General features: G+C 66.5%; 14 protein-coding genes and 2 pseudogenes. 7 read left to right on the top strand and 9 right to left on the bottom strand.

What is annotated here, in order from left to right; genetic code table 11:
* The first annotated feature begins 9 nt into the window (after positions 1-9).
* A complete protein-coding gene (locus AVL59_RS21875; protein ID WP_067307045.1) occupies positions 10-606 on the top strand; it encodes an NADPH-dependent F420 reductase in 597 nt (198 codons plus the stop codon).
* A 247-nt stretch (positions 607-853) separates the two neighbouring features.
* On the opposite strand, the gene AVL59_RS21870 is transcribed toward AVL59_RS21875, so the two are convergent.
* Complete coding sequence (locus tag AVL59_RS21870) at positions 854-1,225, bottom strand: hypothetical protein (protein ID WP_067307042.1); 372 nt, start codon at positions 1,223-1,225, stop codon at positions 854-856.
* Positions 1,226-1,976: 751 nt separating this feature from the next.
* On the opposite strand from AVL59_RS21870, the gene AVL59_RS21865 reads away from it, so the two are divergent.
* Positions 1,977-2,834 (top strand): IS982 family transposase, encoded by an 858-nt coding sequence (locus AVL59_RS21865; protein ID WP_067307039.1) that lies wholly within the window; start codon positions 1,977-1,979, stop codon positions 2,832-2,834.
* An 82-nt stretch (positions 2,835-2,916) separates the two neighbouring features.
* Here AVL59_RS21865 and AVL59_RS21860 read toward each other — a convergent pair whose 3' ends face one another.
* A complete protein-coding gene (locus AVL59_RS21860; RefSeq protein ID WP_237281603.1) occupies positions 2,917-3,423 on the bottom strand; it encodes an LLM class flavin-dependent oxidoreductase in 507 nt (168 codons plus the stop codon).
* An 81-nt stretch (positions 3,424-3,504) separates the two neighbouring features.
* Complete coding sequence (locus AVL59_RS21855) at positions 3,505-4,683, bottom strand: Vps62-related protein (protein ID WP_159399992.1); 1,179 nt, start codon at positions 4,681-4,683, stop codon at positions 3,505-3,507.
* A gap of 604 nt (positions 4,684-5,287) precedes the next feature.
* Between AVL59_RS21855 and AVL59_RS21850 the strand changes: the two genes are divergently transcribed.
* Complete coding sequence (locus AVL59_RS21850; protein ID WP_237281602.1) at positions 5,288-6,454, top strand: IS630 family transposase; 1,167 nt, start codon at positions 5,288-5,290, stop codon at positions 6,452-6,454.
* 150 nt (positions 6,455-6,604) lie between these two features.
* On the opposite strand, the gene AVL59_RS21845 is transcribed toward AVL59_RS21850, so the two are convergent.
* Positions 6,605-7,828, bottom strand: a complete 1,224-nt coding sequence (locus AVL59_RS21845) for an IS701 family transposase (protein ID WP_079146867.1) — start codon at positions 7,826-7,828, stop codon at positions 6,605-6,607.
* A 157-nt stretch (positions 7,829-7,985) separates the two neighbouring features.
* Here AVL59_RS21845 and AVL59_RS48785 point away from each other — a divergent pair.
* Positions 7,986-8,258, top strand: a pseudogene (locus tag AVL59_RS48785) (IS110 family transposase); the annotation flags it as partial.
* A gap of 815 nt (positions 8,259-9,073) precedes the next feature.
* Here AVL59_RS48785 and AVL59_RS21835 read toward each other — a convergent pair.
* On the bottom strand, positions 9,074-9,472 hold the full coding sequence (locus AVL59_RS21835; RefSeq protein WP_067307035.1) for a hypothetical protein: 399 nt from the start codon (positions 9,470-9,472) through the stop codon (positions 9,074-9,076).
* A gap of 106 nt (positions 9,473-9,578) precedes the next feature.
* On the opposite strand from AVL59_RS21835, the gene AVL59_RS48780 reads away from it, so the two are divergent.
* From AVL59_RS48780 to coaD, 3 genes are all read left to right on the top strand, one after another.
* A protein-coding gene (locus tag AVL59_RS48780; protein ID WP_162494774.1) for an IS5 family transposase occupies positions 9,579-10,396 on the top strand; the annotation gives its coding sequence in 2 pieces (ribosomal slippage) (positions 9,579-9,930 and positions 9,930-10,396; 819 coding nt in all).
* A 53-nt stretch (positions 10,397-10,449) separates the two neighbouring features.
* A protein-coding gene (locus AVL59_RS48775; RefSeq protein ID WP_237281881.1) for an IS5 family transposase occupies positions 10,450-11,249 on the top strand; the annotation gives its coding sequence in 2 pieces (ribosomal slippage) (positions 10,450-10,785 and positions 10,788-11,249; 798 coding nt in all).
* A 159-nt stretch (positions 11,250-11,408) separates the two neighbouring features.
* Positions 11,409-11,834, top strand: a complete 426-nt coding sequence (gene coaD, locus AVL59_RS21810) for a pantetheine-phosphate adenylyltransferase (protein WP_067307031.1) — start codon at positions 11,409-11,411, stop codon at positions 11,832-11,834.
* 61 nt (positions 11,835-11,895) lie between these two features.
* On the opposite strand, the gene AVL59_RS50665 is transcribed toward coaD, so the two are convergent.
* From AVL59_RS50665 to AVL59_RS21795, 4 genes and pseudogenes are all read right to left on the bottom strand, one after another.
* Positions 11,896-12,713 (bottom strand): IS5 family transposase gene (locus AVL59_RS50665; RefSeq protein ID WP_099053103.1). Its coding sequence is split into 2 segments (ribosomal slippage): positions 11,896-12,365 and positions 12,365-12,713, totalling 819 coding nucleotides; the frame shifts between segments, so codons are not numbered across the junction.
* Positions 12,714-12,735: 22 nt separating this feature from the next.
* Positions 12,736-12,879, bottom strand: a pseudogene (locus AVL59_RS48765) (transposase); the annotation flags it as partial.
* A gap of 190 nt (positions 12,880-13,069) precedes the next feature.
* The gene (locus tag AVL59_RS21800) at positions 13,070-13,876 is read right to left on the bottom strand and encodes a GntR family transcriptional regulator (protein WP_079146863.1); all 807 of its coding nucleotides are present in this window, start codon (positions 13,874-13,876) and stop codon (positions 13,070-13,072) included.
* A gap of 98 nt (positions 13,877-13,974) precedes the next feature.
* The gene (locus AVL59_RS21795) at positions 13,975-14,427 is read right to left on the bottom strand and encodes a GNAT family N-acetyltransferase (protein ID WP_159399991.1); all 453 of its coding nucleotides are present in this window, start codon (positions 14,425-14,427) and stop codon (positions 13,975-13,977) included.
* Positions 14,428-14,871 lie beyond the last annotated feature (444 nt).

The raw sequence follows: 14,871 nt of genomic DNA, 5'->3' as shown, positions 1-14,871 counted from the left end.
CAGACCATCATGACCACGATCGCAGTTCTCGGAAACGGCCGCGTCGGCGGCAACCTGGCCACAGCCCTCACCCGGGCCGGGCATGAGGTGACCGTCGCGGACCGTACGCCGGGCGCCGCCGCCGACGCCGCCCGCACAGCCCAGATCGTCATCAACGCCACCCCGGGCGACGGCTCCCTGGAACGGCTCGCCGCCCTGCGCGACGAGCTGCGGGACAAGGTCCTCGTCGACGTCTCCAACGCCACCGTCGACGGACCGGACGGAATGCCCGCCGACCTGATCTACCCCGGCTCAAGCCTCGCCGAACAGCTCCAGGAAGCACTTCCCGAAACCCGCGTCGTCAAGACACTCAACACCATGCTCTTCCCGGTGATGACCGCGCCGACCATGCTCACCCAGACACCGACCGCGTTCCTCTCCGGCGAGGACCCGCAGGCCAAGCAGACCGTCCGCGAACTGCTCACCGACCTCGGCTGGCACAAGGACTGGATCACCGACCTCGGCGGGATCCAGACCGCCCGCGCCACGGAGGCCGCGATCCTCTTCGTCCCGCACGTCATCCGGTCCACCGGATTCACACCCTTCGCGATCTCAATCGCCCGCTGACCCGTACCCAGCGCACTGCCCTGGGAGGAATCACCTCGCCGGATCCTCCACTGTGGGCCTGGGGCAAGAAGCTTGCCAGCAACGGCTCGTGGATCAAGTTGCGCCTCGGGCAGTGCCTGGAGTCCCGGCGCTCGTGCGCGGGTTTTGGAGGCCGGTGTGCGCCCTCGCTGTCGTGGAGTGGGACGCCTTGGGCGAAGCGGTGGTTCAGGGCGTGTTGCAGGTCGGCGGCAGGGCCTCGGTGCGCGCCTCAGTGGGCGCTGGTGCGTAGCACGGCCGCTTGCCAACCGGCGAAGGCCGCTACTTCGGCGGCCACAGCCAGCAGGAGGACGGACACGGCGTCGATCGGTCGCGTTACCGCGAGCCCGCTGACGAGCACGACCACGACGATGTTGACCGCCAAGACGCTGAGCAGTGACGCACGCAGCGGTAGTCGGGACACCGCGAGCAGCAGCAACCCCGCCCACCCTGCCGTGAGCACCGCCGCGCCGGCCACGAATCCGGCCGACACTTCGAGTGCCGCGCTCAGGGGGCTGGCGAACACCCCCACGCAGGCTGCCGCAACGGCGCAGTACGCCGCGTCCACCCGCAGGCACACCGAACCCGACTCCTCAAGCCGCATACGGCAAGCGTAACCGCGTTTGGACGCAGAATTCGAGACTGCCTCCCAGATTCGAGTCGCGGGCTGAAGCGGGAGATGCGCTGGCTGCCGATGCGTCAGGGCCCGACGAACGCAAGCGACGGTGCGGCAGAACTACGAGGCGCAATCACCGGACTGCACAAGTGCCTCACTCATCCCAAGCAGTCCGCCTCGTACGACAAAGTTCACTGTCGCAGGCGCGCGAACGACTGGGTTCCCTGTCAGACGCCCGTACCCTTCAAGCAGGCTCGATCGGGCATGAGCGGCAGCCCCGGGTCACCGGTGCCGCTGCTCGCCCTCGCTGCTAATTGAGCGCTGCGATCAGGATCGCTACAGTACGGGCATACAGGTGGGCTCCCGGTCGGGCTGTGAACTCCGCGTCCAGCCAGGAAGGCCGGATGCGACTAGGTAGAGCCTGCCCGTCAAGGGGCTTATGTTGACTCCGTCAGCCGGCCTTCCGGGGCGCCCCGGAACTGCTGATTATGAGTTGCGACTCGATCGCTTGTACGGACTTGCCGGTGGGCGTCCCTGCTGCCTGATGATCGTTGTATCTACAGCCTAAGTGGTCGGCTCCGGAAGTCCTTCGGAGTTGACTTCTGAGCCGGTGCCGTGCGTGCCGTGGGAGGCCTCGAGGGCGCCGTGGCCGTATGTCCAGGGCCACCCACCATCGCGGCCGTCTCTGCCTAGATGATCAAATCCAAGGGGTGCCTGCGGAGATAAGACCGACGACCTACTGAAGGCGCGTCCGGACCTGGCTCCAGAGCGGCCGGCCGTGGGAATCACACCACAGCTCACCGACGCCGAGCTGGTCACCCTGGCGATGATGCGGGCCATGCTCGGTTTCACCTCCGAGGCCAGGTGGATCCGGCATGCCCGCGTCCACCTGCGGCATCTCTTCCCGTACCTGCCGCAGCAATCCGGCTGCAACAAGCGGCTGCGCAAAGCCGCCGAACTGCTGCGCCGGGTCACCCGGATCCTGGCCACCAGGACCTCGGTGTGGAGCGACGATGTGTGGGTCGTGGACTCCACACCCGTGGAATGCGGCCGCTCGCGGGAGACCGTGAAACGCTCCGACCTGGCCGGATGGGCGCAGTACGGCTACTGCGCCAGCCACAGCCGCTTCTTCTGGGGCCTGCGGTTGCACCTGGTGTGCACCCTCCAGGGCCTGCCGATCGCCTTCGCCCTGACCGGGGCCAAGGCCGACGAGCGCGAGACCCTGCTGGACCTGCTCGCGGCCGAGTCACACCTCCTCGCCACCCGACCCGGCCAGACCCTGATCGGAGACAAGAAGTACTACGGCCGCGCCTTCGAACGGGAACTCGCCCAGCAGGGCCTCCAATTGCTACGACCAACCCGCAAGGGCGAACGGCAGCTGCCCGGCGGATCCCTATTCAAGCCGTTGCGGCAGGTCATCGAGTCCGTCAATGAAACCTTCAAGGGACAGCTGGACCTCGAACACCACCGAGGACGCACACCCCGCGGCGTCATCGCCCGCGTCATGCAGCGCATACTGGCCCTGACCGCCGTGATCTGGCACAACGACCACACCGGACAAGCCACCCTCCGCCAGCTCACCTCGTACGATCACTGAGCCCTTGGACTTGATCATCTAGGCTGCCTGTTCCCAGCCGACGTCCAACCAGAGCCGCCCCGGACCCAACGCAGAAGGTCCGTCATAGGAGGTCGGCGAGGCGGTCTACGTGGTTCGAGTCGAGGCCGTAGCAGTAGAGCATGACCTCGTCGGCGCCGAGGTCAGCGAAGCTGGCGATCGCATCGCGAATCTCGGTCGGCGTGGTGAGCAGTCCGGCCACCATCCGGTCGGCTATGCCGGTGAAGGTGTAGTAGGAGTGCATGTTGGCCCGGGCGTCGTCGATCACGTCGTGAGGGCCAAGCGCGACGTTGACCTGCGCGACAATGCGCGGTTCGCCGTCGCGGCCGTACTCCTGCCAAAACGTGCGGACGGTCTCGAACAGGCCGCCTGCCCAGGAGGGCGCTGCGGCGGCGAGGAAGCCATCGCCCCAGCGCGCGACGCGTTCGAGCGCAGCGGGCTGGAAGCCTCCGAACAGCACGTTGCTGTCAGGCTTCGCTGTCAGGCCGACCTCTGCCGTCTCGACGGACCGTGAGCGGGGCGGCCAGGGTGTACGGGTGAGCGATAGCCGCACGACCGGGAAGCCGGTCACGCGCCGAGCCGGAAGCGATGATGGCCCGCGTCGGTCCTTGCCTGCATTGGGCAGCGGCGGTCGGCGCGGGCACTGGAATCGCTAAGGCTTTCCGGACATCTCCTGCTTGGCCAGCTCCAGCTTCTTCGTCAGCTCCTCGGCATCGAAGCCGGGGATGCCGCCGCCTTTCTCCCCGTCGAGGTCGGGTGCCTGCTGGAACTCCGGCTCGGCCGGTGCGGCGGGCTCGACGTGCTGGCCGACGGCGTTGGGTGGGTAGTTGGCGATGGCGTAGGACGGGAACTGGAATGACAGGGCCCCGGCCACCGCGCTGCCGTCGACCCGGTACAACTGGAGTTCGTGGGACTTGACCCACAGGACCCCTGATGCCTGTGGCGGGGTGACCATCTCCTGCGTCCTGGTGCTCTCGGTGAACTCGGTGAGCGAGGTGCGCTTCTCGTAGCCGGTCTCACGGGTGATGTTGACGTCCGCGCCCACCGAGAGGCCCTTGAACGCGATGCCGGCCGAGGCGGAGACAACGATGCGGGTCAGCGTCGTCCACGCCTCGCTCTCGCTCTGGACGACGCCGGTGACCACCTGTTCCGAGGCGCGCGCGGGCTGGGTGCCGTGCTGGTTGTTCGTGAAGATCGCCCGGTTGTAGCCGACGCGGCGGTGCAGCCGGTAGAACGGGCTGTTGAGGACCTTCCATTGCAGGTCGCGTCCCTCGTCGTTGACGCCCGTGAACGGAACGCGCACGATCCGGTCGGTGACCGGCTGCGGGTTGGACGGCTCCTGGTAGGAGGTCAGGGGCGGTGCCTCCGGCTCCGGCCGCTTCTCGACGCCGGCCGGCACGTCCAGGATCCAGGTCGTGTCCGTCGGTGCCGGAGTGCTGTAGTGCGTGACGGTGGTGACCGTGTTGGGGGCGAGGAGCAGCCGCTCGGAGGGGTCCTCCGAGATCGGGGGGACATCGACCCGCCACACGGCCACATCCCCGCCGTTGCCGCCGGTCCCCTGGTCCATCCAGACCCGCTCCCTCAGCTCCGCCCGGCGCACATAGGTGTGTCCCTGGACGGCGGTCTGTTTCACGCACCAGATCGCGTTCAGCGGCGGTTTGACGTCCCAGCCCGACATCCACACGTCCCCCAGAGCCACGTACCCCTGCGGCGGGACCGGCCGCCACACCGACCCGTAGAGGTACGCTCCGGTATTGCTGTCGTGCCACAACCGCCGGTAGTCCACCGGAGAGGCCACCACCCCCGACTGCCCTGAGACCGGGGCGATCATCAACTGCGCCACCCGCCCGAAGCGGCTGAAGTCGACGTCGTCACCCGCGTCTTGAGCCGACCCGTAATGGCGTGCGTAGGACCCCAGCGGCCGAAAATTGGGATCACCTGCTGCTGAGGACAGCCAGACACTGACCTCACCGTTCGGCCGCGGCTTCGGCGGCTTCCCGCCCCAATTCGGGACCTGGTAAGACGACCAGAAGAAACCATTCCGGTAGTCGTGATCAATTGTGTAGCAAAGGTCGAGTTCTCCGAACCTTTCGTACCAGGACATCTGGCGCCCCTTCGGTCGACTAACTCCCTGCATGACAAGCAAGAAGAATCACAGTTACGCTCCGTTGTCGATAGGACACAGATTGAAACCAGACACCGCCCCTCCAGGCGGCCAAAGCCCCTCTCGCAACTGTCCGGTGTGCCACTGCACCTTGACCGTTTGCCACTGAAGTTTGAATCCGCTGGGCGAGGGAGGTCTTGCTGGAGGACGGCAGCGGTGCTGCATCCTGCCCGATCCGCTCCCAGCCGCGACATCCGGGCTCCGCCCCTGCGGCGGGCAGGGCAGGCTGCGGCTCGCCAGTGATCCACTTCGGCCGATCGGTTCGCCCGCCATGCCCGTCTGCAATGCCTGTCCGATAGCCCTGAGCGCCGCCGAACGCATGCGGTTGAAGAAGATGGCCTACGGCCACAGGACCGAGCACCGGTTGCGGGTGCTTGCGCAGGTGGTGCTGCACGCCGCGCGCGGACGCTCCAACGCGCGGATCGCCCGGGAGACGGGGCTGCACCTGGACACCGTGCGCCGCTGGCGTGGCCGGTTCGCCGACGCGGGCCTGCCCGGGCTCAAAGACCGCCAACGCTGTGGCCGTCCCGCCTCGTTCACACCGCTGCAGGCCGCCGAGGTCAAGGCGCTGGCCTGTCGGCTGCCCGCCGAGACCGGAGTGCCGGTCTCACGCTGGTCGTGCCCGGAACTGGCCCGCGAGGCCGCCGAGCCGGGCATCGCCGCGTTTGTGTCGGCGTCCACCGTGCGCCGCTGGCTGGCCCAGGACGCGCTCAAGCCCTGGCAGCACCGCTCCTGGATCTTCATCACCGACCCCGACTTCCGCACCAAGGCCGCCCGGGTGCTGGACCTGTACGCCCGCACCTGGCAGGGCCGGGCGCTGGGTGAGGACGAGTACGTGATCAGCGCCAACGAGAAGACCTCTATCCAGGCCCGCTGCCGCTGCCACCCAACTCTCGCCCCCGGCAAGGCCAGAGCAGTGCGTGTCAACCACACCTACGGGCGGGGCGGGGCCCTGGCCTACCTGGCCGCCTACGACGTCCACCACGCTCGCGTGTTCGGCCACACCGAACCGCGCACCGGCATTGGCCCGTTCATGGCCCTGGTCACCCAGGTCATGAGCCAGCAGCCCTACGCAAGCGCGAAACGTGTGTTCTGGATCGTGGACAACGGCTCTTCCCACCGCGGGCAGAAGGCCGCCGACCGCCTCACCGCGGCGTTCCCGAACGCCGTGATGGTCCACACCCCGGTACACGCCTCCTGGCTGAACCAGGTGGAGATCTACTTCTCCGTCGTCCAGCGCAAGGTGGTCGCGCCCAACGACTTCACCGACCTCACCGAGGTCGGGGACCGGCTCCGAACGTTCGAAGACCGCTACAACGCCACGGCACAGCCGTTCCAGTGGAAGTTCACCACCTCCGACCTGGATGATCTGCTGGCCAGACTCGACCGGCACACCACCGGTCACCAGGAAGAATCCTCCGCCGCGCTGGCAGCATGATCAACCCCCGAGGGACTTACGGCGCAGACCACTAATAGGACTCCGTTAGGTCTGTCTTGATCTTGGTGTCCTGAGGGTTCTGCTGGGCAGGGGCCGTTGACAGGTGGTGCAAGATGCCGGTCCAGCACCTCAAGACGTCCTGCAGGGTGTCTACCACTTGGTAGAGGGTGAGACCGGTGCCGGGGCTTTTGGGGCCAGGCGCTGTTCGGTGAGGAACGCGTGGGTGGCGGTCACGAGGGTGACGTGGTGGTGCCAGCCGGGCCAGGAGCGGCCTTCGAAGTGGTCCAGGCCCAGGCCGTGCTTGAGCTCGCGGTAATCGTGCTCGATGCGCCAGCGGACCTTGGCCAGCCGCACGAGGTCGACGATCGGGGTGTCGGCCGACAGATTGGACAGCCAGTAATCGGTGGGAGCCTCGGCGTCTTCGGGCCATTCGACCAGCAGCCAACAGTCCGGCAGAACGCCGTCCCACCAGCCCTGCTCGGCCGAAGCAGCGGCCTTGATCGGACGCTCGACGGCCTTGCCCGCCGGGCGGACACGCACGGCGGCGAAGCGGGAACGTAACTCGCCTCGCGATCCCTGTCGCCAGGTCAAGGCGGTGAAGGAATCCTTTGCGAGGCCGGAGGCCAGGTCCGCAACCGACGGTGCGGGATGACGGTAGCGGGGCTGGGGCCAGCATCCGATGGGCCCGTTACGGGACGGGGCCACAGGCTCGGCGTCGAACGGGTGGGCGCTCACGTCCGCGCGGACCGCCAGTACGTAGCCGATTCCGCGCTCCGACAATGCGGACCGCAGGTGTGCGTTGGTGCCGTAGGCGGCGTCGGCCACCACGGCCGGCGGCCTCATGCCCCAGCCGGCCAGCGTGTCGAGCATGTCCAACGCCAGGCGCCACTTCTCGCGGTGCGTGACCTCGGACGGAATGCGGGTGACGGTCCGGCGCTCGGTGTCCGAGGTCCACTCCTCGGGCAGGAACAGACGCCATTGCAGCGGGCAGGAGGCGGTATCAGTGGCGGCGTGGACACTGACCGCGACCTGGCAGTTGGCTCGCTTGCCCAACGCTCCGCAGTACTGCGGAGCCACGGCGACCGACATCCTCCCGTCCTTGGGCACCGACACATCGTCGATCACCCAGGCCGCCGGGCCGATCAGTGGCAGCATCCGCTCGCAGATGCGCCGCTGGACCGGTACCGGATCCCAGGTGGACTGGTTCACGAACTGCTGCAGGTTCTGTTCGTCGCCGTCCGGCAGCCGCGAGGCCATGGACTGGATGGACTTGCGGCGGCCGTCCAGCATCAGGCCCCGCAGGTAACAGTCGCCCTTGACCCGCTGGTCCTTCCGCGGCACCGAGGCGAACACATCGCCCACGAATAACGCCAACGTCGCCCGGAATCAGTTCACTTGAAGTGCGTCCACGTACCCAACATGCTCCCGAACAGGCCCGACGCGAAGACCTAACGGAGTCCTACTAGGTCGCTGGGTGACCCTGCCGCGGCTTGACGACAACGGATGGCAAGGCATTGCAAAGGAGCACGTGGTGCACGCAACCTGTGGAATCGACTGGGCCGAGGACCACCACGATGCGGCGGTGGTCGACGCCGATGCCGGGCTGCTCGCCAAGCTCAGGATCAGCGACGACGCAGCAGCCTTCCAGAACCTGTTGCGCCTGCTCGCCGAGCACGGCGACAGTCCGGACGATCCGATCCCGGTCGCGATCGAGACCTCCCGGGGCCTGTTGGTGGCCTGCCTGCGGGCCACCGGACGCCGGGTCTACGCGATCAACCCGATGGCCGTCGCCCGCTACCGCGACCTTGTGTGGAATCAACGGTGTCAAGTGATGACGGGCGCGGACGACGGAGTGGTGCCTTCGCAGCAGTGGGTACGGTGGGCGGGCGTTGTCAGTGGGATCGGCTTGGATGTGGCTGTGTCTGTCTATGAAGTGATCCGCCAGCTGTCCGAGATCTCGATCGTTCGGGATCGCTCCCGAGCCATGGCCATGGTGGATGCCATCATGAGCCCGGACTGGGAGGCCCGGTTCTACTCGTTCGACTCCCGGTGGTCGCTGACGGAGGAGATGGCTTCCATGCGCGACGGCTGCGGCAATGAATATTCGATCGTCTTCTCACCGGCGGGCGCCTACGCCCGCGGCTTCGATCACGAATCGCCCATGAGCCCATATCGGGTGACGCCCCCAGCGCTGTGGCCTGGCCTGTTCGGCAGAGTGCCCGAAGCATTCCTGCCCCAGGTCACAGAGCCCGCCTTCAGCGAAGTCGACGGGACGCCGCGAGCGACGGTGTGCTTCTGGCGTGAACAGGCCGACATCGAGTGGAAGTGCGGTGCCGTCCAGGCTCTGCCGGAGGGGGTAGAGGACGACGGCAGCGCGGAGTGGCTCTTCGACGTCCTCCTTGACGGCCGGCCCGAGGCATACCAGCAGTTCGCGGAGGAGCACTACGAGGTGGCGGTAAGCCTCCAGGCCGTGCGTCACGTCTATGCCTTGCGGCCTCTCACGCAAAGCGTCGTGTCATCACTGAACCCCGATGTCGACCTTGCGAGCCTTGTAGAGGACATCGCCCAGATCGGCTATCCCTTGCGGGGGTGAGGAATTGTTCGAGTGGCGTGGGTCTGTCACGTTGTTGCCGACCGTTGTCTCACTTCCACGATGGGCAGCAGCGTCGTGGTGGGTGGGATGCCGATCTGGCGCGGGGTCGGCCCGGCAGGGGTGGGGACGTCGGTGAGCCGTTCCAGGAGTTGGTCGAGGGCGGCCTGGCCGTCGTCGACCGCGGCGCGTTCGTCGTCGGTCAGCGGGATGCTGGCGAGCATCTTCTGCAGGTTCTCCTTCGCCTCCACCAAGGGCCAATTGCTGGAGGCCTTCGGGGTGCAGAAGTCGCAGCGTGCGCAGGCCATGCGGTGCTGGCATTGCTCGAAGAAGGTGAAGGTGCACCAGCCGTGGCCGAGGTCGAAGTACTGCCACGGGTCGCCGCTGGCTGCGGCGCCGGAGGTGACGGCGTCGCGGTCGACGAGCACTTCGATGGTGCGGACGTCGCGAGCGAAGTACCCGGCATCGCTTTAGAGGTCCTAACAGAAGTGGTTGATCATGTGACTTTTGGCCTGCCCGCTCGTTGGTCTGGTCGTGGGGAAACGTCAGTCGCGGCCGTGGATCGTGTCGGATGAACTGTGGGCCCTGATCGAGCCGTTGCTGCCCAAGCCGGGGCCGAAGCTGGTCGAGGGACGGCCGAGGGTGCCGGACCGGCAGGCGTTGTGCGGAATCCTGTTCGTGCTGCATACCGGCATCCAGTGGGAGTACCTGCCCCAGGAGCTGGGCTTCGGTTCGGGCATGACCTGCTGGCGGCGGCTGGCCGCGTGGAACGAGGCCGGGATGTGGGACCAGTTGCATGTGCTGCTGTCAAAGAAGCTGCGGTCGGCGAAGAAGCTGGACTGGTCCCGGGCGGTGATCGACTCCTCCCATGTGCGGGCGGCCCGCAGGGGCCCAAAAGCGGTCCCAGCCCGGTCGATCGCGCACGGCCGGGCAGCAAGCACCACGTCGTCACCGACGCCCAGGGCATCCCGCTCGCGGTGTCGCTGACCGGCGGCAACCACAACGACGTCACTCAACTCCTGCCCCTGCTCGACAAGATCCCCCCTGTCGCCGGGGTTGTCGGCCGGCCCCGGCACCGGCCCGACGCACTTCTCGCCGACCGCGGTTACGACCACGACAAGTACCGGCCCCTGCTGTGGCAGCGCGGCATCCGTCCCGTGATCGCGAGGCGAGGCGAGCCACACGGCTCCGGCCTGGGCACCTTCCGATACGTCGTCGAACGGACGATCGCCTGGCTGCACGGCTTCCGCCGCCTGCGCATCCGGTGGGAGCGACGGGACGACATCCATGAAGCCTTCCTCGGGCTCGCTACATGTCTCATCACCTACCGACACGTCCACCGCCTTTGTTAGGACCTCTTAGAGGTCATCTCATTTGGGGTGTTCGATAGGCTCCAGATGTGGGGATCGTTGAGCGGCTTGTGCCGGATGAGCTGTGGGAGTTGTTCCAGCGAGTGGTTCCGGAGGCGCCGAGTCGGCCTCAGGGTGGTGGCCGGCGCCGGCACGGCGACCGGGAGGTGTTGGCTGCGATCGTGTTCGTGGCCACGTCGGGCTGCACGTGGCAGCAACTGCCGTCCGCCTCGTTCGGGCTTTCAGGGCCCACGGCTCACCGGCGCTTCGCCGAGTGGTCGAAGGCCCGGGTGTGGGCGAAGCTCCATCGCCTGGTCCTCGACGAACTCGGCTCTCGCGGTGAACTGGACTGGTCTCGCTGCGCGATCGACTCGGTGAACATGCGAGCCCTGAAAAAGGGGACCTGACAGGTCCGAATCCGGTGGATCGCGGCAAGTACGGTTCAAAGATCCACTTGATCACCGAGCGTACCGGGCTGCCCCTGTCCGTCGGGATATCCGGTGCCAACCTGCACGACAGCCAGGCCCTCGAACCGCTCGTGCGAGGCATCCCACCCATTCGCTCCCGGCGCGGACCGCGCCGACGACGGCCCGCCAAACTCCACGGCGACAAAGGCTACGACTACAACCACCTGCGCCGATGGTTACGCAGCCGCGGCATCCGACATCGCATCGCCCGCAAAGGCATCGAGCCCTCCACACGGCTGGGCCGCCACCGCTGGACGATCGAACGCACCATGGCCTGGCTCGCCGGATGCCGCCGCCTCCACCGCCGCTACGAACGCAAAGCCGAACACTTCCTGGCCTTCACCAGCATCGCCTGCACCCTCATCTGCTACCGCAGACTCACCAAATGAGATGACTTCTTAGAGCGTGCCCCACGTGGCCGTGATCTACGTGTGACGTTGCGGTTGTCCCGTCCCGCTAGACGTTCTCCCTGCCACGCTTGATCTTGGGGGTCTTGGCCGCCCTGGGACTTCACCACCGGGGGCGGCGGCTTGTTACTCTTTCCGGTCATGCGAGCCCTCTTCCCAGGATCCTTCGACCCGGTCACTCAAGGGCACCAGGACGTACTCCGGCGCGCTGCCCTCCTGTTCGACGAGGTCGTCGTGTGCGTGATGTTCAATCCGAACAAGACCGGCCGCTTCCCCATCACGGAACGGCTGGACCGGCTCCGCGCGGCAGCAACTGACTTGAGCAACGTCACGGTCGACTCCCACACCGGCGGCCTGCTGGTCGACTACTGCCGCCGAGTCGGAATCGACGTCGTCATCCGCGGAGTCCGCGGCGTTCCCGACCTGGACTACGAAATGCCGATGGCTCGCATGAACCACGAACTGGCCGGAGTCGAAACGTTCTTCATCGCTGCAGACCCCGCCCTCGCCCACATCTCCTCCACCCTCGTCACCGCGATGAGCCAACAGGACCGTGTCCCCGAATGATGACTTGAGCGAGCTTCTTCCAGCAGCTGGGGGCGGCAGCGAGGGTTCCTAAGACTGTGTCCTACATGGTGAGTTTGAGGAGTCGCTTGTAGCAGCAAAGGGCTGCGGCAAGCCCGAGAAACGCCAGGTAGTTACGGGGATGGCGCTCGTAGCGCGGGTTCAGTCGGCGGTACCCGGACAGCCAGGAGATGGTCCGTTCTATCACCCACCTGCGGCGGCCCAACCGTTCGCTGGACTCGATGCCCTTGCGCGCGATGCGGACACCGATGTGCTTGCCCCACAGCCATTTCCGCAGGTGGGGGATGTCATAGGCCTTGTCGGCGTGGAGTCGCCTGGGTTTGAAGTGACAGCCTCGATGCGGGTCGTGTTGCGTTTGGATACCCGCGATCATGGGCTTCAGGCCCTCGCTGTCGTGGACGTTGGCGGCCGAGACGGCGACGACCAGGGGCAGTCCGTTCGCGTCCGACAGGACGTGCATCTTGGAACCCGGCTTACCTCGGTCCACGGGGCTCGGACCTGTGTGTTCGCCCCTTCTTTAGCCCTGACGTGGGCGGAGTCGAGGACCACGCGGGAGACGTCGACAAGGCCCGCATCATCCAGCTGGTGCAGGACCGCTTCGTACAGGCGTCCCCAAACGCCGGCTCGCGACCAGATCATGAACCGGCGGTGCGCGGTCGACTTCGATATCCCGAAGCACGGCGGCAAGGCCCGCCATGCACAGCCGCTGACCAGCACATAGATGATCGCCGCGAACAGCATCTCATCAGGCCTGTCCTGCGTTCCGCCGCCCTGCGGCCGCACCCGCGGCGCAGGGATCAACGGCTCCGCGATCTCCCACAGTCCGTCCGGAACAATCCAACTCCACGGACCCCGCCCCATACCGCAGTCAACGACCGCCTCACCACGTAGGACACGGTCTTAGCCGGAAGAGGATCCCGTTGATCACTTGACGGTGATTCTTCCAGCGCCCGCCCCGGCCGACGATCTTCGGCAAGCAGGGCTTCAGCCGAGCCCATTCTTCGTTCGATAAGTCACCCCGCCCCACGCCGACCGGAACGATCAGAACCGCTCAGTAGTCATGCGAACCGTCGGACAGGCCCTATGAGCCGATGAAGATCTTGATCTGACCGTCCGGCCCTGCCGGGGAGGTTGCTGCGCGCGCTGTAGGATCCGGTCGGTGTAGAGACCTTGTCGTTCTTCTGGGGCGAGCGCATGTCCGAGAGTATTGCGGATAGTCAGCGAGGCGATGCTGGGGAGAACTCGTACTGCAACTCGAAGAGATGAGCCGCTTCCACCGCGTCGGTCACGATCACGGGCCGGTCCCCAGTGCTGTACGCCACACGGAACGTACGTAGCAGCGGCACCGTTTCAGGCAGTCGAAGGATTGTGTTCTGCTCTTGTGTCGGGGTTTGGGCGGTGACCAGGTCCACGCACCGCAGAGCGGGGTAGCCGAGGTGGCTGAGAAGGGAGGGAATGCCACCGCGGATGAGGCGACGACCAGTGATCAGGGTTCCATCGACGATGTCGTAAGCGAAGTACACCTTGATCAGGGCTGCCGGCTTCCCGTCGAAGGTCAGCAAGAGATGGCCCAGGACGGCCCGTTGTCCATCGGCCAGTTGGAGGGCTTCGACGATCCGTGCCGGAGGTTCGGGCAGGACCTCGACCTCCAAGAGGGTGAAGCGAGCGTCGATCCCACGTCTGCGAACCTCGACTAACCACGGGAAGGGCTCGCTGGGGCCGACAGGCGACATTCCTTGGGCGGGGCGCATGGTCTGTCGGTGGTGGCCCACGACCATTTCACCGTCGGCGTGCGGCGCGGTCAGATGTTCGTCCTGTAGGTTGCGCAAGGCCCGGTGAACCGTCGTGTCGTCGGCGCCCAAGCGTTGGGTGAGGTCAGCGTGGCGCAGCACGGTACCGGGAGGGGTGGTGCCGGACAGGATCTCTTCGCGCAAATCGGCGGTGATGCGTTCGTGCATCGGGCGCTGGTCAGGGGTCTCGGGCGGACCTGCTGCCAGGTCCATCGCCTCATGGGCCGTCGTCATGCCGGGTCTCCCGCCTCGCCTTGGGGGCAACGGACCTCTGTTATGGCGGGACTTGGCGTTGCGCGGCTAGGGTGCCCTTTCGGCCACGGGCCGAGCGGTCATCTGTCTGAGTGGCCTCGGGGCGGCCTGATCCTCGGCAGGCCGAAGCCCGCCATCTGATTCTCCTCGTAGGAAAGGAAGCCCAGCTGCCGGTAGAAGGCGTGGTTCCGCTTGCCCTCCGGTGTCGATTCATGGGCGGTGGACAGCAGGAAGAAACGGCAGTGCGCGTATCGCCTCATCAAGCGTTCGAGCAATGCCCGGCCGATGCCCTGCCGGTGGAACTTCGGGTTGACCAGAAGATCCTGCACGTAGCAGATGCTCTCGTCATCGGAGACCGTCCTGGCCAGCCCGAGAAGTGTGCCTGACTCATCGCGGGCGGTGAGGACCAGGTGCGACTTCGTCAGACCACGGCAGAGCTTGTCGACGTCGCAGGTGTAGCCCTTCCACCCGACTGAGTCGTAGAGCTGGGAAATCTCCTTCGGGTCGAACGTGATTTCTTCAGTGAGGGTCACGCCGGACTCTCTCATCCCACTCAGCGACCTCACCCCGGCTCGGCATGGAGGGACCAGCCCTCGTTGCCTGCAACTTCCCCACTCAGCGGCCGGCTATGTCTCCAGACCAGCCAGCATTCACCGCTGTGACCCGGCGTGCCTTGGGCGGGCCCGACGGTCACAGCAAGATCTTCATCAGCCTCCTAGGACGTACAAAGGCGACAACAGGGCCTCCCGGAAAGCTCGTTGGGGCAGACACCTTCCGAGCTACCAAGAGGCTCTGTTCTCATGCGCGGCATCGGTCACGATCACCCGATCGGGACTCCCGTTCGATCGACAAGGTCCTCGGTCGGCGCGACAACGGCTTCTTACCCTGGCCGGGCGCACCGCACCGTGATCCTCCGGCCGGGCTGACACTCACGATTGGGTCTCCCCCACGCGGGGGAAGCCGGATGACCCGTGGGA

It is taken from the genome of Streptomyces griseochromogenes (assembly GCF_001542625.1).
Classification (GTDB): domain Bacteria; phylum Actinomycetota; class Actinomycetes; order Streptomycetales; family Streptomycetaceae; genus Streptomyces; species Streptomyces griseochromogenes.
Note: the sequence above shows the minus strand (reverse complement) of the source record. Positions and strands in the feature narration are given on the sequence as shown.